This window comes from Vibrio sp. ED002 (assembly GCF_023277445.1).
Lineage (GTDB): Bacteria > Pseudomonadota > Gammaproteobacteria > Enterobacterales > Vibrionaceae > Vibrio > Vibrio jasicida.
Genome location: NZ_CP080238.1, coordinates 288,047 through 308,940, shown reverse-complemented (window position 1 = coordinate 308,940; position 20,894 = coordinate 288,047). Strand labels below are relative to the sequence as shown.

The window sequence follows — 20,894 nt, the reverse complement described above, 5'->3', positions numbered from 1 at the left end:
CATGAAGCAATCAACAACATTTAAGCGGTTAATGTCTTACCCATTGTCTCAGCCAAAGCCAATGATTAAAGGGCTTTCTCTGCTGTTTATTGCAGCGTTAGCCAGTGCCGGTGGGCCTTGGTTGATCCAATACTTTATCGATGAACATATTGCCAAAGGCGACTACTCGCGCGATATTTTGATTTCGCTCGCGGCTGGTTACATCGCTTTGCAAATCATCTCCGCGACCTTCCAATACTTTCAGTCGCTACAATTCAGTATTGTTGCAACCGATACGATAAAAACCATTCGTAAACAAGTTTTCTCTGGTGTCATCAAACAACCGCTATCGGCATTCGATTACACACCTGCAGGGAAGCTGGTTTCTCGCATCACTAACGATACGGAATCGCTTCAGCAGTTTTATGAACTGCTTATCGCGACGGTGGTGAAAAATGTTGTCATGATCTTAGTCATGCTTGGCGTAATGACTTACATGAGTTGGAAGTTAACACTGGTTGTGTTGGTACTACTGCCTATTGTCGTTGGCTTTATGTACCTATTCAAACAGCTGAGTACCGAGAACTACCGCAACATGCGCGATTTGCTCACCGATATCAATGCGAATTTAAGCGAATCAATCCAAGGGATGAGTGTTGTTCAGCTCATGCAACAAGAAGCGCGTTTTAACAAACAGTTTAATGACCTAACCGAGCAGCACTTGGTTGCTTCTAAAAAGGTGATTCGTTTGAATGGCTACTTATTGCGCCCGTTAATGGACTTGTTAGCGGGCCTCGCCCTACTCTCTTTGGTGGCTATCTTTGGTTTCAACGGTATCGAACTGATTGGTGTGGGTGTGCTTTATGCGTTCATCAGTTATCTTGCTCGCGTTACCGAACCTTTAATTGAGATGACTCAACAATTGGCATTGCTTCAGCAAGCGCTCGTATCAAGTGAACGTGTGTTCGAATTGATCGATGCGAAAGAGCAAACTTACGGTGATGACCATCAGCCATTAAGAACTGGATCAATTGAGCTTAACCACCTGACTTTCAGTTACGACGGAAAACAAGATGTATTGAAGGACATTTCTTTAACGGCCAACCACCAAGACTTTATTGCGCTTGTCGGTCATACCGGAAGCGGCAAAAGTACCCTAGCGTCCCTGCTAATGGGTTTCTACCCAGCAGAGATCGATGAACTGCTCATTGATGGGCGTCCATTAAAGTCGTTAGGTAAAGATGTCCTTCGTAAAGATGTGGCTATGGTTCAACAAGATCCGCACATTCTCCCAGCAAGCGTGCGAGAAAATATATCTCTGGGTAGACCAATGGAAGACGCTCAGATTTGGGATGCTCTTGAAAAAGTCGGATTAGCTGAGCAGATTCGTCGTTATCCGAATGGCTTGGATACGCAACTTGGCCAAGGTGAAACCAATCTTTCGGCAGGCCAAAAACAATTGCTTGCACTCGCGCGCGTATTAGTGGCGAAGCCAAAGATTCTTATTTTGGATGAAGCGACTGCGAACATCGACTCGGGGACCGAAGCGTTGATTCAGAAGAGTCTAGAAGTACTTCGCCAAGACATGACACTTGTGGTGATTGCCCACCGTTTATCGACCATTTTGGATGCCGATAAGATCATCGTCTTACACCATGGTGATTTGGTAGAAAGTGGAACCCATAAAGCACTATTGAAGCAAAATGGTCGTTACGCGCAAATGTACCAACTTCAACAAGCAAACCGCCATATTCAGCAAATTGAAGAAGAGGACGATAAGCAGTTCGAGGAAGCTGTTTAAACAGCTCAGAGCGCACATGAGCACTTACGTCAAGCCCGTTTTATCGAAACGGGCTTTTTCTTAGATGCAAACTTTCATTCATAATCTAAACAATTTCTTTATTTCTTACCTATTATTGACATAACCCCTCGCTATTATCAGCAAGGTCGTTGTAAAATCGCGCTAACTACCGACTCAACCTATTCAAACAATACCTGTTTATGACGTTTGTGGGTTTGTGTTTGCGAATTTTCACATTGCATATTAATTTCATGACAGAAGTCCATGGACCAAGATAAGTTTACTAACATCTATCGCTTACCAGGTTCGTTACAGATACGAATCGCTAAGTGGCAAAAGACCTTTCGCGGCACATCTGATTTAGTTCTTCATCAGGTGCTAGTGGAACGTAATAAGCAATTTAAGAAGCCGAGCTTTTTACCGAAGAGCTGGTTTATCACGCCTATTGACGAGAAAGATATCACCATCACTCATCATGGTAAGTATATCCAGACGGTAATGCGGACTATGCTCGACAGAAAAGTGTCGTACAAACGCCTTTTCTTATCACGTATGGACGCCGAAAAAGGCGAAAACGTGTTGCGTGAATATAAGCTCGAATGGGTGAGAAAACACAACCAAATCGCGAAGAAATACAACCAAATAAAGAAAAAGCAGTACATGAACTTTGCAAGGGAAGAAGAAGAAACACTATACCCGTCCATTCCTAAAGGAGAGTTCGATAAAACGCTTTGGAACAAGTTGGTGGTTTCTAGTTTTGGACCAGAGAAGAAATACAAAAACCCCCACTACGTCCGTAAAGCTGATTTCTAAAAAAATCCCCCGACTGCTCGGGGGACTTTTCGTTTCGCTCTCGATGATTTACCAATCGTAGGTAAGATTCGCAATCACATTTCTGCGATCACCATACCAACAGAAGCCGTCACACGTCGCGACATACTCTTTATCAGCTAGGTTTTTCGCCGCCACCTGAAGTTTGTAATCACCAATACGATAGCTTACCGTCGCGTCCATCAAGAAATAGCCTAGGACCTTCAACGTTTCAGTGTTGTCACCGTAGGATTCACCCGTATATCGAGCACCCAGCCCGAAAGCTAAACCATCAAAAGTTCCTTCAAGGAAACGGTAATGTGCCCATGCAGAAGATACCGTGTTTGCTACTTGAGACGGCGTATTGCCAACCCAAGATGTATTTACATCCTCTTTGATTTCCGAATCCACATAAGCGATGTTACCAAGCAGAGTTAGTGACGGCGTCACGTTAGCAACCACTTCTAATTCGAGCCCTTTGTTCTCTACCTTACCAATCTGAGTCAGCTCGTTGAGGTAAATACGAGCGAGGTTCTCTTTAGTTGCTTGATATGCAGCAACGTTAAAGTAACCATCAAACGAACGAGGTTGGTATTTCACACCAACTTCAAACTGATCACCGCTTTCCGGTTTAGCGGGTTTACCAGCACTGTCCTGTTGAATGATTGGGTCGAAGTATTGTGAGTAACTAAAGTAAGGCGTAAATCCAGAATCCGTGATGTACGCAGTACCTAAGCTTAACGTCCACTCTTCATTATCCACTTTGGTGCGTGAGCCTGTGGTTACGTTATGTACTTCATTACTCGTATTGTCATAACGCGCCCCCAATAACACAGCCCATTTATCGTTGATCAACATGTGATCTTGAAGATAGATACCGAGCTGTTCATTATCCACCTTAGTACGTTGTTTATCTGCGTCCGTTAGCGGTTGAAGTGTGGTTGAGTCAAGTAACCAAACGTTGTCTGAATAACTTGGGTTAAACACATCAAAACGTGGGTCAGGCAGCATACCAATTGGCGTTGTTAAGATAGAGTCACCGTCCGCAACCAATGGATCACTGGCAAAGTCTTTGCCATCAATGCTCACCATTTGGTAATCAATTCCCACCATGAGGTTGTGTTCCACACTTCCCCATTTCATATTGTGTATCAGACGGTTATCAATATTAAACGCGTCTGATGACCCCTCTTCTGTGGTCGCTGCACGTAAAATACTCTTACGCTCGTTAAGCGGGTCAAGCAATGGACCTAGCCCTGGAACGTCTGCTGCATACACATAGGAGTACATCTGCCTCAGGTTCACCTCCATTTGGCTGTAACGCGTCGACTGCACAAAAGACGTAGTGTCGTTAAACCTGTGTGAGAACTCGTAGCCTAAAGAAAGCTGTTCACGCTCGAATGTTTCCCAATCCGTGTTTCCTATTGCAAGGCTATCACTGATCTTTCCATTTTTGTTTGGCTTTAATGTCCCCTCAACAGGTAAGAATTGCAGATAAGGATCGGAGTCATCTTTCTGGTAGCTAGTCAGCAAGGTAATTTCCGACATATCTGTAAATTTGTACGTAAGTGACGGAGCAATTAAGAACCGCTCAGCCTCGACGCCATCAACACGCGTGCCATTTTTTCTCGCCAGACCTTGAACACGGACCGCGAGCTTTTCATTCACTTCGGAGTTCACGTCTAACGAAATTTGCTTACGATCTTCAGAGCCATATTCCAGAGACACCTGTCCAGAATCACCATCAAATTGTGGGCGTTTGCTTACTAGGTTGATCACCCCACCCGGTGGGTTTTGGCCATAAAGAACAGAAGCAGCACCGCGCAACACTTCTACTCGCTCTAGTGCAAATGGGTCTATCTGCCAACTGTAAAAACCTGATGAGTAAAGACGAGTGCCATCTTGGTACAAGCCGCTGTTTGCCTGTTTGAAACCTCGGATGATAAACCAGTCTTGCTTGTTATCTTCACCAAAGTAGTTGGTTTGAATGCTTGGCGTATATTGCAGCGCATCTGAAACACTGATGGATGCGCGATCATCCATTTGTTCGCGAGTCACTACAGAAACCGCGCGAGGCGTTTCATTGATCGCTAAATCCATTTTGGTTGCAGTGCGACTCTTAGCGCCAAGATAGCTAAAGTCGGGACCAACGGCACTGTCTTCTTGCAGGCCAATAACAACCAGGTTTTCATCTTCTTGAGCAAGCACTTGAGGGGTAGCTAACACCATTGCAATAGCCATTGACGCTGGTGTCAGCATAAACTGCCGATTCATTATTTTCTCCTTTAGTCGGCAACCTTTCCAACCTTTATAAGCAATATCAACGCACGAATACGATGAGGTTGGTTCCGGCATAACCACTGTTTTCCATAAATGCAAAAGCACAGAATGTGTTTTGCGAGCACTACTTAGTGGGTGATGAGAGCGATCACCCAGTCATAGAATTCTTATCAGTTGTCTTTGTTTGGGTTCGTCGTCTTGCCTAGTGGATTCAAACTCTTACAAACGACGTAAACCCCACATTAGGTATAGACCCCCTATGATTGAGGCCATGAGACCTGCGGGTACCTCTTGAGGGTAAAGTACTTGCCTGCCTAGCCAATCTGCCAACAGCATTACGCCAGCGCCAATTAAAGCCGCGCACAACATATGTTGAGATGCTTTATTAAATCCAAATAGACGTGCCAAATGTGGCGCAAGTAAACCGACGAAGCTGATAGGACCGACGACCAACGTTGCACTCACAGTCAGACAAGCGACAAGGAGTAACAGAATGGCACGGGAGCGATCTACATTTAGCCCTAATGCCTTTGAAGAAGAAGCGCCAATTGGCAAAATATCCAACAATCTTACACACACAAAGCTCAAGCCGATGAAGGTCAACGCCGACACGGCCAAAGGCAGTAAGGTATCCAAAGAAACGTAATAAGTAGAGCCAGAGAGCCAAGCTAACGCCTGATAACTACGTGGATCACCGGTAGCCAAAATAAAACTTTGTATCGCATTCATCAGCGCAGTAATCGCAATACCTGTCAGCAAAATGCGCTCTGGTTGGAAGCCAGATTTTCTATTCAGTAAAACGATTACGAATATCGTAAGTAAAGCGCCGATCAAACTGCCTATCGACAAAGTAACCACAGACGCGCCAACGCCAGTAAACATGGCTATAATTAAGCCCATTGCCGTACCAGAACTGATACCGATAACTTCAGGGCTGGCCATTGGATTGCCACTTAAGCGTTGAATAATGGTTCCTGCTATCGCCAACATAGCACCTGCAATCGCCGCGGCTAGGAGTCTTGGCGTTCGCCATTCTAAAAATAGCCATTCTTTAGTCGAGAAAAGCGACGTCCAACCTTGATTCTGTACAGAAACCGTACTGAAAAGAACCACGCCCGCCAGAATAATCAGAAAGGTAAAAGCGATGGCGTGTTTATTCAGCTTATTGACTCGTTCGGAGTGTCGAGTAAGCACTGTTTGGGTATGCCCTTGTGTCTTTTGCGACAACCGCGGCAGTAACCAAAGTAGGAGCGGAGCACCAAGCGCAGCCGTTGCAGCTCCCGTAGGAATAAAGCTAGCCATTAGACCGGGTAACTGCTGAATAACCAAATCGGTCAATGTCAATAACATTGCGCCGATCAACATCGATATCCAAAGCTTGTGCTTGATCTGATGAACACCAATTAAACGCGTGATTGCCGGAGCAGCTAGACCGATAAAACCGATGATACCAACCGTCGCCACCACCCAAGAGGTAATCAAAACCGCTAAACCCAGGCATACAAATCTTAGCTTTGCTAGAGATACACCTAAGCTTTTTGCTCCCTGTTCCGATAACTCCAATAAAGTTAATGGCTTAGCAAACAGAAATGCGACCAGGCCGGCAATCGCGACACGTGGGGCCAAATAGCGAAAGTAATCCCACCCACTTTGAACTAAAGAACCTGCTCCCCAAATCATCAATCCATTAAGCTTCTCGGTATTCATCATCAAAATGACCGTACTTAGCGAAGCAAAATACAAGTTAATTACCAGACCGGAAACCACAACAACGGTTGGAGACAAAGCGCGTCGCCAAGATAACAACATCACCAGCGCCATAGACGTAACACCGCCAATCAACGCAACAAGGTTGGCTGAAAAATCCAGCAACCAAGGGGCGAATAACGTCGCCAACATTAAGGTAAAATTCGCACCACTTGCGACACCAAGTGTAGTTGGTGAAGCCAGTGGATTACGCAAGACTTGTTGCATCAATACGCCAGCGACCGCCAATCCTGCGCCCGAAATAATGGTCGTGAAAACCCGCGGCCACCAGCTAAAATGCAGTAAAACCGAATCTATCGATTGAAAATTTGGTTGCCAAAGGCTTTTCAGCGCAACCGGAAATGCCGCTGTGTTGTGCAGATGAACCACACCAACAAACAGAGTAAGTGCCGAAAGTAACACCACCAGCGTCAAAGGAACGGTTTTCATTCACGTTGCTCCTTTTCTTTTTCTCCAGCCACTAAGTGCGCAAATCGAACAGCAGAAGGCATCGAACCAAAGCTCCAAACGGGAGCGACTCGCATAACGGGGTGGCCTGATTGCTCGACAATGTATTGCCAGAATTTATCACTCGCGAGTTGCTGCTCCCCTCCATGAGGAAGTGGCTCTACAATGACGATCTGTGCTGAGATTCCTGCCAATTTATCAATCCCAACCATGTTAAATCCCCAACTGTTGGTTTCTTCTTTCCATGCATTAGAGAGACCGAGCTTGGCAATCGCCTGAGAATAAAGACTGTTTTCACCAAAAACGCGTACGTGCTTGGTATCCATAAATTGAATCATCAATAAAGGAGCAGAATCTGCATCTATTGTTTGCTTGAGTTTGGAAAGTTGCACCTCAGACTGTGCTATTAGAGTTTCCGCCTGCGCTTCTTTTCCCAACTCCTTTCCAAAAGTACGGGTAAATTGAGTGAGTACCGACCAATCCGTAATGCCTTTACCATAGAGATCGATGGTAGTCACAGGCGCGATATCGGCAAGGCGCTCTTTCATAGCAGAGAAATAAGGCGCAATAAAAATACGATCCGGCTTGAGTTCATAAATACGTTCGATATTAGGTTGCGTCCTCAAACCCACATCTTTGGTTTGCACTGGCAACAATGGCGCTTTTACCCAAGCATCGTAATCTTGCCCTTGCGCAACCCCTACAGGCACAACACCAAGTGCCAACATGGTTTCAGTTTGGGTCCAATCGACAGACATAACTCGTTGCGAGGTTGCATCAACTGGGAAGGTTAAAAAGAGAGCCGTAAGGGAGGCTACGTGCTTTAACCAAGAAAAACGAAGTATGCAGTTCATTGTCGACTCCGCTTAGCTTGGCATTGCTACTGGATATCCAGCGGGGTGATCTGAAATACGCATTTCAATGCCATATATTTCTTTCAGCTTGGGCTCAGTGAACACTTGTTGAACATCACCTTGTGCAATCAAATCACCTTGATGTAGGGCTACGATGTGGTCACAGAAGCGAGCGGCTAAATTGATGTCATGCAGAACAATGATGACCCCTAATCCAAGCTCTCTACTTAACTTAGCGATCAAAGAAAGCATATCGACCTGATGGCTAATATCGAGCGCCGACAGTGGCTCATCAAGTAGCAAGTATTCCGTCTTTTGAGCAAGTAGCATGGCCAGCCACACACGTTGTCGCTCACCACCAGAAAGCGTGTCGACTAAACGATCAGCATATTTCAACGTTCCAGTCATCTCCATCGCTTCTTCGACTATGGTTTTGTCTTTTGCACTTAAACGCCCTAACAAACCATGCCATGGATAACGACCAAAACTGACCAAATCACGGCTAAGAATACTGTCCGTCATCGGTAAGTGTTGGGGTAGATATGCGATATGTTGTGCGAATTTTTTTGCGGAAAAATGATTAATATTGTCGCCGTGCAACAAAACATCACCGTCACTGTATGCCTGCTGCTGGGCTAACAACTTGAGAAGCGTGGATTTTCCTGAACCATTGTGGCCAACGAGCGCGTACGTTTTTCCAGTTTCAAACGTCAAATCAAATGCTTTCAACAGAGACTTTCCGTTAATATTGAACTGAAGAGCTTTGGCTTCTAACATCCCTACTTCACCTAATCCATTTAACTATCGGCATCGGTAATACGTGATTAACCCATTCACCTATCCGTTACGTTTCATTATTTTATTCAACAAAACGATTAATAAGCTTGGCTTTATATAACAGGGTAGATACAAATGCAAACCATTATTATTATCATTAGTTGATTATTTTATAAATTTAAAAGATGGTAGGGCTCGGTAATTCAGATCGAGTGTGCTCCTTGCTTATCGATAAGGAAAATAACCAAGTGACTTCAAGAAGCAGGATTCAAAACAAAGAGGGAATTTACGTTTCGAGACGATTGGGCAAGCGGCTAAGTGATAGGCACTTGCCCATAAGATGAATTACGCTGCGGCGGTGAGAAAAAGTGGATGAGGTCCGCAGCCGTTTGATGACATTAGTGACGAGCGTCAGCGCCAAATTCTACTTCTTTATAGATATCGGCCAGCGACTTCTTACCTTGTCTGTCTTTGGCTGAACGCTTCTTAGGTTGGTAATAATGCTCTTGGTCATGCAAAGCTTCTTCGTGTTCTTTTGCAGACTCTACGAATTCATCATTCGCAAGTGCTTGTTGGCGTAAGCGGTTTACTCTTTCAAGGGTTTCCCACAACATACTTCACCTCCAAACGAGTTACTGTATACATATACAGTATTGTTTATAATGACCTCCTAGTCAACATTTGATTCCCTTCACGGTTTACTCCTCTACTTTCACATTAATCCCATGCCTGCATAATGCTCTGGGTATTTATGGATGATTTGCTTTAAGTAATCTTGATGATCACGTAAAGCGTTGACGCATTCTCTTGATAACAATCCCTGATACACAAGCTTTTCTAACTCTAATAACGCATATGGGATCGACCACGCCTGACGATATGGATGGTGGGTAGTCATCACATCGAACACATTAGCGACAGCGACAATTTTGGCCGCAATAGGAATATCGATGTCCTCCAATCCATACGGATAACCCGACCCATTTAAGTTCTCGTGTTGATATGTCATGATTTGGTGGAACAAGGTAATGCTTGGATGCACTGGGTTACCAATTCTCGCAACAATGTTATCTGCGGCTTCTATGCATTGTTCGATGTGCTCTTGTAGTCGCGATTCTTGCTCGCGAGATAAATGATGGCGACGGCAAACAATGTCGGCTGGTAAAGCGGTCTCACTCAAAGAGTGGTACCTCGCAAACATCCCAATCTGCTCCACCACTTCATCACTGAGTTGGTGACGGTCGGCAATGTGAGTGGCGATCACTTGACTGTAAAGTCCCATCCTCTTGCTATGAGAAAACACTTCGGGCGAATAGCCTGGCATCAAGCAGTGCATCCGTTCTGCAAGTATTTCGATTGCATTAACCACATGGTCCTCCGACTCCACAGCAAACTGTACCATTTCGAAATACGGTTTGAGGCCATTCAGCGCTTCTAAACTAAAGGCATTTGGTTGGATGGAGTTGAGGAACACAAAACCAGTAAAGGTTTGCTGATCATAGCAAGGGACAGCAACAGAGGAGTGATAACCGTGTTTAAGTAATGTCTGAACACGTGAGCAATGGTTGATGTCGTAGAGATCGTTAACCACACGAGGGACGGCGTTATCAGCCGCGAGACTAAGATTGTGAAGCTTGCGCAATGGCGCTTCATGATGCGCTAGACACCAAGTATCAAACTCACTTTCAGCAAAAGATTTTAGCACACCTTGCTTAGGGTGATATTTGGCAAACGACACCCTATCAATGCATGGCAAATGGACCTGCATCCTATTTTTCAATGTTTGCATTTGCTCATTAAGCGGCTTTGCAAACGGGTAAAAACTCCGGTGCGCCATACTTCACCTCCACACCCAAGTAGAGAAATACCGAAGAAAAGGCTCATTAAAGTCAGCGTATTTGATGTGATTAGAGCGGCTTTTCTCCACCTAAATTATCGACATACCACAGTCTAAGTGTACGAAATAAAAACAGTTTTCCGCCAATATTTTCACCGAATATTCTACGGTAATTTAATCCAGATCAAAAAAAACCAGTGCGCTGTAACACACTGGCTTTCGTTTTATTCACCGTTTCTATTAACCAAGCGCAGGTAGCACTCCCAGAGTAATCAATACTTGTGCCAAAACAATGCCTGTTCCTACAATCCCCGTTACCGCCAACGCACCTTGGCCTCCTGCAACGCGGTATTCACCAGTAAACTCTTCAGATCGACGTACTTTCACCACCATCACCAGAGGTAAGAAAATCGCAAGGATTGCCAACGCAATTGCAGCGTAACCTAATGCCATAATAAAGCCTTGTGGGTAAAACAGTGCAAAGCCAAGCGGCGGCGTAAAAGTTATGACAGCCGCCACCAAACGGTTTGGTTTTTCGCTATCGCCTTTGATGGTGTCACCCAAGAATTCAAACAGGCCTAAACTCACTCCCAAGAAAGAGGTCAGAAGAGCTAAGTCGGCAAATACACCAACAACACTGCCAAGGTTGGACTGATGAACCGTTTGAGAAAGCTGTCCAATCAGTGCACTCAAACCACCATTTTCAACCAGTGTTTCTTGGCTTACGACGCCTAAAGTGACGATCTGCCAGAAAATGTAAATCACTAATGGAATGGTCGAACCCACAATGATCGCTTTACGTAGCGATGATGTGTCGCCGTCTAGGTAGTTCACAATCGCCGGAATACTGCCGTGGAAGCCAAACGAAGTAAAAATAACTGGGATGGCAGCAACAATCAGTCCTTGCTCTACAGGCATGCTTAATAGGTAAGATTCGGTCACATTTGGCGCAAGAAATGACAACACTGCAATCATGGTCACCATTTTAAGACCAAACAGCACGCGGTTTACTTTGTCTACAGTGCCAGTACCTACTGTCACAACCATGGTCACAATAAGAGTAAAAATGATGGTTGAAGTCGAACCTGAAATATCTAGACCAAACCATTCGGTGAGTCTGTCACCAAACTGAGCACCACCACCAGCGATATAAGCAGCACACAATGAGTAAAACAAGAAAAGCATGGCAAAGCTTGCAACCCACTTGCCCTTCTGACCAAGAATTTGTTTCGCGAGAGTATGAAGAGTTGCACTGCTATCGGCATACTGATGAAGCTCCAACATCAATAGCGCGGTAAACGCCATTAATGCCCACAGACCCAGCATGATCAGCAAGGAAGTCGTGAAACCAATACCCGCAGAGGCAAGAGGAAGTGCCAGCATACCGGCACCAATTGTAGTCCCTGCAATAATCAGGGTACTACCAAACACTTTAGATCGACTCATTGTATATTTATCTTTACAGCTTAATAAGATTTATTAGCATCAGATCGGGCAACGGCACCATAAACCTAACACCATGTTCGTAATGAAGCTGATTCTGTAGGATCTTTAGAATAATATCAAGCAAAGTGTAAGGATAAAAAACCACTACTGTACATTTTAATTTACAATCATATCTTAAGTGCGAATTTCAGAAAGTAACTGAGCACATTCTTGCTCATTCATGAATTTGGGTACTGGGTAGTTCCAATGCGCTTCTTTCAAGATCAACGCCACTAACTCTTCTGTGTCCGAACTGTTAAGCACTGGTGTGTGTTTTTCGATGCCAATCGCTTTATACAACTGTTCGATACGATCGAGAAAATCTTGTGCACTGGCAGAATCGGCGCGACTTCCTAACAAGGCGTCACTCAAAGCAATCAGTTGTGGCTCTATCTCTGGCAGCGAAAACTTAAGAACCGGTAACAAAGCAAGACCATTCGCCATTCCATGAGGCAATCCATATTTTGCTCCTAAGTTATGGGCAAAGGCATGAACGTAACCTAAGCTCGCTTTGGTGAACGCTAACCCAGCATAATAAGATGCCATCGCCATTTTATGCCTTGCTTCTACGTCTTCCCCCTGTTCTACCACTTTAGGCAAATACTTAAAGATGAGTTTAATGGCTGCAACGGAGTAGGCTTTTGTTTCTTGTGATGCATTGCGGGATACATACGCTTCAACAGCGTGCGTCAATGCATCAATCCCCGTATCCGCCGTAATCTTTGCTGGTAAGCCCAACAACAGATCTGCATCCAATGCCGCCATCAATGGCACGAGTTTAGGGTCCATTAACGGCGTTTTAAGGTGAGTAAAGGGGTCGGAAACTACAGCGGCAATGGTCACCTCAGATCCAGTACCCGATGTGGTTGGGATAACAAATAAAGGTGCTGGTGTTCTCCAGACACGAAACAACCCCGCGAGTTTTTTGATGGGACGCTTATTCGTCACTTTAGCGGCAATCACCTTGGCACAATCCATTGCCGAGCCACCACCCAGCGCTAAAATCGCATCGCATCCGGATTCCAGATAAACATCTAAGCCACGTTCAACATGGTCATAAGTTGGGTCAGGCTTCACCTCTGAGAATACAACAACCTCTAATCCTTTAGAGCTAGCGCGCTCTGCAACTTGCTCTGCCATTCCGATCAGGACAAGCCCCTCATCTGTCACCAACAACAATCGCTGAAAGCCCAGATCGCTGACCGCCTCACACAGTTCATTAACGGAGCCAGAACCCGAAAATAGCGTTGGCTTTGGCAAAGGAAGAACGTGAGCGGCCACTTTGAGTCCATTGGTATAACCGCGATAGAGAAAATGTTTCAGCATACAAATTCCTTTTGTGTTTTGGCTGAGCGTATGACTTAGTCATTCTAGATGTTTTTTCAATCACTTCGAGATCGAGAGCTCACAGAATCTTGTATTTGTTTCTCTCACAGCCCAACCCGACCAAACCAATGATTATCGACTATTCTATTACTTATGTACCAACGCTTGAGGACATGCCATGGGATACAAGCTGTTTGCTTTGATGGCCTTTTCTGGCTCAGTTTTCGCGAGTTCATTAGCGAGCTTTCCAGAAAACCTCGACAGACTTGTGCTTGTAAAACAGAGCGTTATTCCGGCCAGAGATGTAGTGTTGCCACCAAACACACCCACTTTTGTGCAAGAAACAGTGAAGATGTACAACTGGACGAATCAAGGAAGAGGCACAAACCTGAGCATATATGTCCCAAAACACAAAGTAGAAGCTTATAAAAAGCACGGCCCATATACCGATGGCTTAACGGCAGTTGCGATATACGAAGAAGAAAACATTATTTTTGTCACCGAGCATCTTGCTGGTGAAGCGCTTTACGGGAGTTATGATCGGCAGGGAAACGACATATCCGATAGTCACCCCTCTCTGAGAATTGAAGCTTGCTATCGCTGTCATAACGGATACAAAGACATCTGCGTCAATGGTACTTGTGCGGTGCCCATCATTGATGTGTTTAATGAGTAATTCATATTGTGGGAACATCAATAAGAATAAAGATCTTCCTCTCGCATTTTGTTCTCGTCATTCTCATGATTGGTGCTTTGGGTTACTACAACTTTCATAACTCAATGGACACCATCATTAAAACGACGATCGTCTCTCGTGAGCAGAGTGCGAGCGCGCTAATTCATCACATCAGCGATGCGGTTCATGGCGGCAACTATGCAAACTTAATGTTGCCAAGCTTTAAAGATGAATTGGAAATGCATACGGATTTGCGTTACCTCTACGTCAACGGCTATTCCTCAGTGTCGAAAACCCCAGTCTCCGTCACTTACAATCGAAATGCCCAAGAGATTTGGCGATCCGATTATCCCCCAACTTTTGAGCAGGACTTAGATCAACGCATAGCCAGACTGACATCCGTGAAAAAAACAGGCTCACAATCGAGTGTAAAAGTGCAATACCTGCTCGCCCGACTCAACGACGCCCGTGAGCAGTACTATTTAAGTAAAGAGTTGGAAGAAGACCACACGTTGGATCTCTACCCTTGTCGGGTAATCGGAAAAAGTCACATAAGCTTTGAGAAAGACATTCTCTATATCACATTACCATTAAACGGGGACATTCAAGGCAACATTGAATTGCTTTACGACATACAGCTCGTAAGGGATATTCGAGAGGAATTTGTTGTCGATTCTATCCGCGAAATCGTGTTAGGAATGGCGATTTCTTATCCTCTTTTATTGCTGCTTTCTTATCACATCTCTTCGCCAATCAACAACTTATCTACTTTTATGCGTCAAAATTTTGAAACCATTAGTTTGTTTCAAGTCCCTAATACCAAAAGAAAAGATGAAATCGGAGATTTAGCGCGCGCCTTTAGCCATCTTGTCGACAAAGTTGTCCGCAAAAACAGAGAACTCGATGACATGGTGAAGCACGACCCCTTAACCGGTCTGTATAATCGCCGTTCTCTTGAAGCATCATTTCGCTCATTGTGTTATCAATCGAACAAAATGTTCATCGCGTGTTTCTTTATCGATATCGATCACTTTAAGGAGTTTAATGATCATAGAGGTCACTTGCAGGGTGATAAAGCCTTGCAAAAAGTTGCGAAGACCTTGGAATCTTTCGCCGTGCAAACTCACGGCTATGCTTTGCGCTTAGGAGGCGAAGAATTTGTTGTGCTTGCCCCTGTTCACGATACTAGAGAGGCGTTAGCGCGAGGCAACCAACTGCGCGGACGGGTTAAACAACTGGAAATCATTCATCATGATGAGCCGATCATCAAGTATCTAACCATCTCCATTGGTATTAGCCTTTCAGAGCGCACGCAAGCCGACATCATAGACCCAAACCGCCTGTTAGATGAATCAGACGAAGCTTTGTATGCCGCAAAAGATCTAGGCCGCGACCAAGTCGTGCTCTATTCAAACGAAAGCAGGGACAGCGCCTAAACCCAGCCCCTCAAAATCATTCGCTTAAAAGGCCAACCTAGTAAGTCAGCTCTGGATCGACACAGTGGAAGATCTCACCACTACCCTGACCTTTTTCCAGCATCTCAAAAAGTAAACGAGCCACTTCTTGGCGGTATACCAAACCATGCACTTCTTTAGGTTCAACCAACACACCATTGCCCGTCACTTCACCATCTTTCAAGCCGCCTGGACGAATGATGGTGTAATCCAAGTCGCTGGTTTGTAGCCATGCTTCCGCTAATGACTTCTCACGCACAACACCACCAAAACCCGCTTTAGAACGGTCAGAAAGGTATTTCCAGCTATCACCACAACCAAGTGACGTCACTAGAACAAAACGCTTTAGAGAAGCCTGACACGCGGCGTCAACCAAATGTCGATGCCCAAGATAGTCCACTGGGATATCAGCACGGAAGCTACCCATGGTGCTGATGATAATGTCATCTTGATTGAGCTGTGCAACCACCGCGTTAACCTCTTCCGCAACAGTGGCATCACATGCAAACGTTGACTGACAAATCGCCTTTAATTCTGGGCTTTTGTCTGGATTTCTCGCCACACTGACAACTTCAGCACCTTTCTCTGCAAAATACTGTGCAATTGCCAAACCAAGACCACTACTTGCACCCCAAACCACCACTCTTTTCATAACTTACCTTCCACACAACAATGATAATGAGAATACTTTACATCACTAATTGGTGGCTTTTCAAAGGAAGTCAATCGAACACCTAAAATTCTTTCTAAATCAATACGTAGTTCAAAGAACTGAACGATACTTTTCCCCTAGTGATGAAATTTACGTGCGACAACCAGTATTATTCCCGCCATAACTATAAACACATCCTATGCTCGTCATATTTGCTATCAGTTCGCTGCTGCAGTCCCTTAAAACTAGAAAAATGGGCATAGGAAAAACAAAAACGTCGGTATTTACCATGTCGGTTTTAACAAAGAATCAGGCTTATGATTCGTCGAGTAATCACGAATTTGAAGTCGATCTAAAACAAGCCCTTATCTGGGTGGCGCGTGCGTTAGATTACGTAGGCGTCGACGATTCTCACCACAGCCATCGGGTGGCTTACATCGCATACCAATGCGCTCTCGCTTTAGGTTGGGATAATCACCAAGCCGAGTTCTGTTACTTCGCAGGAATGGTTCACGACTGTGGCGTCTCAGAAACCCGCGAGCACATGATGTTGCTCGAACAGCTCGTCCCTCAAGACGCCAAAGCCCATTGCATTCGTGGTTACCACACACTTAAGCAGTGTCGCTTGCTGGCACAATTCGCTACTCCGATTCTTTACCATCACACGCACTGGGATGAGTTGGAACAGATTGATATTCCCCCTTTCGAAAAAAACGTCGCCGCATTACTCTATCTCGCGGACCGTTTAGATTTTATGCGCGCCCACTACGTCACTAACTGCCATAGTGATCTTGTCACTTTACATGAAGAGCTGATCGCGGAATGTGTCTTGGTTAATGCCGGTACCTTGTTTCATCCCGAAATGTGCCGTGCCATGGTCAAACTTATCATGACAGACGCGTTTTGGTTCGCCATGGAATCCGAACACATCGAAACTATTGGTATGCAGTTCGAAAACATCGATTGGCTGCAAAAGCAATTAAGTATCGAAGATCTCACCAGTTTAGGACTTTTCCTTGCAAGAATTGTCGACGCAAAAAGTTCTTTCACCTATCAACACTCACAAAAAGTGGCGGAACTGTCTCGTTACTTAGCGAAGAAAATGGGATTGGATGAACACGACCAAGAAATGATCTACATTGCAGGGTTGGTACATGACATTGGCAAACTCAAAACCCCTGATGAGATCCTTCACAAAGAAGGCCCACTAGACAAGCAAGAATACACACGCATCAAGCGCCATACGATTGATACTGAACTAGCCCTGCACAAAGTGTTCCCGAATGCCAAGATCGCCGAGTGGGCTTCCAACCATCATGAGCGGTTAGATGGTTCAGGTTACCCTTATCATAAAACGGCGGAAGCTTTGGATGTGCCTTCTCGTATCATTGCCGTTGTCGATGTCTTTCAAGCGCTTTCTCAAGACCGCCCATATCGAGGCCGTATGACATTACAAGAAATCGCAATCATCATGGGTGAACAAGTAGATTCGGGAAAACTCTGTGCCGACGTTTATCAGGTGTTATGGTCAAACAGGCAAGCGTGTTATGAGCTCTCAGTAGGTATGTAACGCCGAGCGTTCTAGACAAACCAAACAACAAAGGGACACCAAGTGGGTGTCCCTTTGTCTTCTTGAAATCAATGAAACCGCTTAGTGAGCGATATCAAGCTGGTTGTCTTTCACACCATTAATGCGGAACCAACCTGCAATGCTAAAACGCTCTGCATTTGTCGGTAACACTTCGTGAGGAAATTGCTCTGATAAGAATACAAACAAGCGACCAGAACGTGGTGGGATCGTCGCAATCACGTTGTCATTCAAATCATAAACCACCAACTCGCCAGCATCTTCTTCGCTCCATGATTCATTCATGTAGAACACGGTGGTTAGACGGCGATTTTCATTGCCTTTAAAGCAGTCGAGGTGTTTTTGGTAAAAATCACCTTTCTCATATTTCGCAAAATGCGCTTCGTACTCAAACAAACCGAGATAGAAGTAACGGTTTGCTTCTAAGCGAATCGCTTCCATCTTGTCTAAAAATGAGGTTACTGCCGAGCCCATGTCACGCTTCAACCATTGAATCTTATCACTACGAATCGATTCAACACGTGTCACATCGTCGTTACGACCAATACGTGCTTTCTTCCAATTGTCTGGAATACAGTCACGCAGCTCAGCCACTTCTTCTTGAGAAAGGAAATCATCCCAGATGTAGTATCCGTCCGTCGATAACGCATCGATCAGTTTGTTCATTCTATTTCGTTCACTTGTAAGAGTTAGGGCGGTCTATATAAGAAATTCGTGCTACAACAACAAATTCCATTTTTAATCGACACGACAAACCCTTGCTTTTCCTTATGTCCAGACGTAAAAAAGCCGCTCAGGAGAGCGGCCAGTTTTGAGTTCGATTATCGCACTTGCAATGCAATTGAACGAGGTCGAATTGGACGAATTCGTTGAATCACTGGGCGTTGTTTTTTCTTAAGTTGGATATGACACATTTCCAACACTAAACCAAACGCCATCGCGAAATACACGTAGCCTTTGTTGATGTGAATAGCAAAACCTTCTGCCATCAACAGACCACCTAGCAAAACTAGGAACAGTAGAGCAAGGGTCTTAAAGCCGGGGTAACGCGTCACTAGATTGTTGATTTTATCCGCCGTTAACACCATCACAATCGCTGACGAAATGATCGCTGCCACCATGATTGGTACTTCGCTCGTTAGACCAACCGCAGTAATCACCGAGTCCATCGAGAACACAGCATCAACCGCGACAATCTGAAGCAGAACCACAGCCAGACCAGTACGAACATGAGTCGAGTGACCGTGCTCAGTATGCGTTAACCAACTCCACAACTCTTTCAAGCTTTTCGCCAGTAGGAATGCACCACCCGCAATCATAATCAAATCACGACCAGTAAACGCATAGTCGCTGAAGCTGATTAACGGCTGAGTAAGCTGCATGATCCAAGAGATCGAGAACACCAAAACAATACGCGCCATCACCGCTAGGCCAATACCTAGGTTTCGGGCAAGTTTACGCTGGTGTTGTGGTAATCGTTCACACAGAACGGAGATGAATACGACGTTATCAACGCCTAAGACTACTTCAAGAGCAAACAAAGTAGCGAAGATAGCCCACGCTTCTGGTTGCATGAAAAGTTCTAACATGAGTACGCCTCCGGTGATTGGAAGCCATACAGTGAATTGTTCAGTCGACTAAAGGGGTCGTCCATTAAGTTTTTAAAACCTCTGTTACTTAGGAAACGCGAGTAAATCACCTCCTCCAGTTGTACGCAACTCCTTATTTTGTCAGGCTTGTGTAAAGCATCTTTCGTCCTCTAAGGGATATAAGCCATACTCACTCCATCAAGTGCCGAGTTGAGCCAAACTATTACATCGAACACGAACAGAAACGCCTCTTTTTGCGTGCTTCAACAATCGTAAAAAAATGTTTCATAATAATATTTTGATATACTGAGACAAATCACACGAGTTAGGGTCTGTTGACCTTTCGTGATGATTTTTGCAGCAGTTTGTAGGTGTTTTATACAAGGCAGAGGCTTTGATATGTAGCTATTCTACCTGATAAGCCGATAACGCAGTAGAAAGCACCTACAAACGCTGCCCAAAGGGTTCGGCTAAAAGCGTTTTATTCTTTGTTGAGTCAATTTTACTTAGAGCCACTAGGCTTCAATCGACTCGCTGCGATTAAAACGCTTTTATCTCGAACAAAATTTAACCACGAAAGATAAACAGACCCTAGCCTTGCGAATGGATTACATAACACTCTCACGCATTAGCCTTAAACACCTTACTGTATTGCACATGCTGCTCACGACACACAGCGTGACTCAAGCGGCGGAACAGCTCTGTGTGACCCCTTCCAGCGTGAGTAAAACGCTCAGCCAATTGCGCGACATTCTTAAAGACGACCTTTTCTACCGCGATGGCACTCGTTTAGTCCCGACACCCTTTGCGTTGAACATCGGCCCTTCTGTTCATGGCATTCTTTCCAGCATGAACGGTTTGCTTTACCAAGGCTCGTTTAATCCGGCGTATTACGAAGGTCGCTTTTCTTTGGCAATGCGTGAAAGTACCTTCGAGATCTTCGCACCTATGCTGCAAAACTTGTCACAACAGATGGGAAGTCGCGCGCAACTCAATGTGTATGCAAAAGAACAAATGAGTTTTGATTCTCTGATCCGTGGGCAAGTGGACTTTATGATTTTACCGCACGACATCAGCCAACCACCAACGCACAACAAAGACTTGGTTTGGCAGACGATTCTAGAAGACGAAATGATCTGTTTGATGGGCAGCAATAACCCATTAGCGAAAGAAGAATTGTCGGTAGAGAACTACTTGTGTGCGAGACACATTGGTATTCACGATAAAGATTTGTCCCAACCTTACTTTGAGCAGAACTTGACTCAACGTTACGCCAAACGCAGCGTCGCCATGCACGTGGCCGATTTTGGATCGGCTGCGGTAATGTGCCACCACTCAGATTATCTGTTTACTTGCTCGAAACTTTGGGCACGAATGGCGCTGCAAGCGAAGGGATTGATAGAGAGACCTTTGCCGTTTGAGTACGGACAAGTGGCGTATAGTTTGGTGTGGAATAAAGCGAGCCTGAACGATCCCGCTTTAAGATGGCTACAACAACAAGTGCTTAAGGCTTGTGAAACCCTCGGTGGATGCCGCAAACCGAGAGTGAATAAACTCTAAACTGGTTCACCT

At 45.0% G+C, this 20,894-nt stretch carries 17 protein-coding genes; 6 read left to right on the top strand and 11 right to left on the bottom strand.

All coding sequences use genetic code 11. The features are described 5' to 3' along the window. Position 1: 1 nt before the first annotated feature. Complete coding sequence (locus ITG12_RS01880) at positions 2-1,780, top strand: ABC transporter transmembrane domain-containing protein (protein WP_248873490.1); 1,779 nt, start codon at positions 2-4, stop codon at positions 1,778-1,780. Positions 1,781-2,044: 264 nt separating this feature from the next. Continuing rightward, a complete protein-coding gene (locus ITG12_RS01875; protein WP_038872233.1) occupies positions 2,045-2,593 on the top strand; it encodes a hypothetical protein in 549 nt (182 codons plus the stop codon). Between the two features lie 48 nt (positions 2,594-2,641). Here the strand turns inward: ITG12_RS01875 and ITG12_RS01870 are convergent, their stop codons facing one another. The 8 genes from ITG12_RS01870 to ITG12_RS01835 all read right to left on the bottom strand — a co-directional run bounded on the left by ITG12_RS01870 (position 2,642) and on the right by ITG12_RS01835 (position 13,363). Then, positions 2,642-4,864, bottom strand: coding sequence for a TonB-dependent siderophore receptor (locus ITG12_RS01870; RefSeq protein ID WP_248873489.1), 2,223 nt, complete (start codon positions 4,862-4,864; stop codon positions 2,642-2,644). A gap of 225 nt (positions 4,865-5,089) precedes the next feature. Next, positions 5,090-7,066, bottom strand: coding sequence for a Fe(3+)-hydroxamate ABC transporter permease FhuB (gene fhuB, locus ITG12_RS01865; protein WP_248873488.1), 1,977 nt, complete (start codon positions 7,064-7,066; stop codon positions 5,090-5,092). Further along, the gene (locus ITG12_RS01860) at positions 7,063-7,938 is read right to left on the bottom strand and encodes an iron-siderophore ABC transporter substrate-binding protein (RefSeq protein ID WP_042601305.1); all 876 of its coding nucleotides are present in this window, start codon (positions 7,936-7,938) and stop codon (positions 7,063-7,065) included. The genes fhuB and ITG12_RS01860 overlap by 4 nt, the downstream gene beginning before the upstream one ends. 12 nt (positions 7,939-7,950) lie before the next feature. Then, positions 7,951-8,715 (bottom strand): ABC transporter ATP-binding protein, encoded by a 765-nt coding sequence (locus ITG12_RS01855; RefSeq protein ID WP_038872222.1) that lies wholly within the window; start codon positions 8,713-8,715, stop codon positions 7,951-7,953. 398 nt (positions 8,716-9,113) lie between these two features. Continuing rightward, positions 9,114-9,329 (bottom strand): hypothetical protein, encoded by a 216-nt coding sequence (locus ITG12_RS01850; protein WP_038872220.1) that lies wholly within the window; start codon positions 9,327-9,329, stop codon positions 9,114-9,116. A 98-nt stretch (positions 9,330-9,427) separates the two neighbouring features. Beyond that, positions 9,428-10,552, bottom strand: a complete 1,125-nt coding sequence (locus tag ITG12_RS01845) for an HD domain-containing phosphohydrolase (protein ID WP_248873485.1) — start codon at positions 10,550-10,552, stop codon at positions 9,428-9,430. 240 nt (positions 10,553-10,792) lie between these two features. Beyond that, positions 10,793-11,998: an aromatic amino acid transport family protein gene (locus tag ITG12_RS01840; RefSeq protein WP_038872212.1), complete on the bottom strand. Its 1,206-nt coding sequence runs from the start codon at positions 11,996-11,998 to the stop codon at positions 10,793-10,795. 174 nt (positions 11,999-12,172) lie between these two features. Then, the gene (locus ITG12_RS01835; RefSeq protein ID WP_248873484.1) at positions 12,173-13,363 is read right to left on the bottom strand and encodes an iron-containing alcohol dehydrogenase; all 1,191 of its coding nucleotides are present in this window, start codon (positions 13,361-13,363) and stop codon (positions 12,173-12,175) included. A 178-nt stretch (positions 13,364-13,541) separates the two neighbouring features. On the opposite strand from ITG12_RS01835, the gene ITG12_RS01830 reads away from it, so the two are divergent. Beyond that, entirely contained in the window at positions 13,542-14,039 is a 498-nt protein-coding gene (locus ITG12_RS01830; protein WP_038872208.1) for a hypothetical protein, read from the top strand. Between the two features lie 8 nt (positions 14,040-14,047). Then, the gene (locus tag ITG12_RS01825; protein ID WP_038872206.1) at positions 14,048-15,475 is read left to right on the top strand and encodes a GGDEF domain-containing protein; all 1,428 of its coding nucleotides are present in this window, start codon (positions 14,048-14,050) and stop codon (positions 15,473-15,475) included. A gap of 37 nt (positions 15,476-15,512) precedes the next feature. Here the strand turns inward: ITG12_RS01825 and ITG12_RS01820 are convergent, their stop codons facing one another. Next, complete coding sequence (locus tag ITG12_RS01820) at positions 15,513-16,145, bottom strand: SDR family NAD(P)-dependent oxidoreductase (RefSeq protein WP_248873483.1); 633 nt, start codon at positions 16,143-16,145, stop codon at positions 15,513-15,515. 289 nt (positions 16,146-16,434) lie between these two features. Between ITG12_RS01820 and ITG12_RS01815 the strand changes: the two genes are divergently transcribed. Next, a complete protein-coding gene (locus tag ITG12_RS01815) occupies positions 16,435-17,715 on the top strand; it encodes an HD domain-containing phosphohydrolase (protein WP_045421402.1) in 1,281 nt (426 codons plus the stop codon). 81 nt (positions 17,716-17,796) lie between these two features. Here ITG12_RS01815 and ITG12_RS01810 read toward each other — a convergent pair whose 3' ends face one another. Then, positions 17,797-18,399 carry a 2OG-Fe(II) oxygenase gene (locus tag ITG12_RS01810; protein WP_038872201.1) on the bottom strand — a complete coding sequence of 201 codons (603 nt, stop codon included), beginning with the start codon at positions 18,397-18,399 and terminating at the stop codon, positions 17,797-17,799. 155 nt (positions 18,400-18,554) lie between these two features. After that, complete coding sequence (locus tag ITG12_RS01805) at positions 18,555-19,322, bottom strand: TerC family protein (RefSeq protein ID WP_248873482.1); 768 nt, start codon at positions 19,320-19,322, stop codon at positions 18,555-18,557. 603 nt (positions 19,323-19,925) lie between these two features. Here ITG12_RS01805 and ITG12_RS01800 point away from each other — a divergent pair. Then, a complete protein-coding gene (locus tag ITG12_RS01800) occupies positions 19,926-20,882 on the top strand; it encodes a LysR family transcriptional regulator (protein ID WP_045403409.1) in 957 nt (318 codons plus the stop codon). Positions 20,883-20,894: the final 12 nt, after the last annotated feature.

Coding starts and splice junctions, on each gene's coding strand:
- ITG12_RS01845 (WP_248873485.1), bottom strand. CDS start 10,552: ATGGCGCACCGGAGTTTTTACCCGTTTGCAAAGCCGCTTAATGAGCAA.
- ITG12_RS01815 (WP_045421402.1), top strand. CDS start 16,435: ATGTCGGTTTTAACAAAGAATCAGGCTTATGATTCGTCGAGTAATCAC.
- ITG12_RS01840 (WP_038872212.1), bottom strand. CDS start 11,998: ATGAGTCGATCTAAAGTGTTTGGTAGTACCCTGATTATTGCAGGGACT.
- ITG12_RS01875 (WP_038872233.1), top strand. CDS start 2,045: ATGGACCAAGATAAGTTTACTAACATCTATCGCTTACCAGGTTCGTTA.
- ITG12_RS01820 (WP_248873483.1), bottom strand. CDS start 16,145: ATGAAAAGAGTGGTGGTTTGGGGTGCAAGTAGTGGTCTTGGTTTGGCA.
- fhuB (WP_248873488.1), bottom strand. CDS start 7,066: ATGAAAACCGTTCCTTTGACGCTGGTGGTGTTACTTTCGGCACTTACT.
- ITG12_RS01810 (WP_038872201.1), bottom strand. CDS start 18,399: ATGAACAAACTGATCGATGCGTTATCGACGGACGGATACTACATCTGG.
- ITG12_RS01800 (WP_045403409.1), top strand. CDS start 19,926: ATGGATTACATAACACTCTCACGCATTAGCCTTAAACACCTTACTGTA.
- ITG12_RS01830 (WP_038872208.1), top strand. CDS start 13,542: ATGGGATACAAGCTGTTTGCTTTGATGGCCTTTTCTGGCTCAGTTTTC.
- ITG12_RS01855 (WP_038872222.1), bottom strand. CDS start 8,715: ATGTTAGAAGCCAAAGCTCTTCAGTTCAATATTAACGGAAAGTCTCTG.
- ITG12_RS01870 (WP_248873489.1), bottom strand. CDS start 4,864: ATGAATCGGCAGTTTATGCTGACACCAGCGTCAATGGCTATTGCAATG.
- ITG12_RS01805 (WP_248873482.1), bottom strand. CDS start 19,322: ATGTTAGAACTTTTCATGCAACCAGAAGCGTGGGCTATCTTCGCTACT.
- ITG12_RS01850 (WP_038872220.1), bottom strand. CDS start 9,329: ATGTTGTGGGAAACCCTTGAAAGAGTAAACCGCTTACGCCAACAAGCA.
- ITG12_RS01860 (WP_042601305.1), bottom strand. CDS start 7,938: ATGAACTGCATACTTCGTTTTTCTTGGTTAAAGCACGTAGCCTCCCTT.
- ITG12_RS01880 (WP_248873490.1), top strand. CDS start 2: ATGAAGCAATCAACAACATTTAAGCGGTTAATGTCTTACCCATTGTCT.
- ITG12_RS01835 (WP_248873484.1), bottom strand. CDS start 13,363: ATGCTGAAACATTTTCTCTATCGCGGTTATACCAATGGACTCAAAGTG.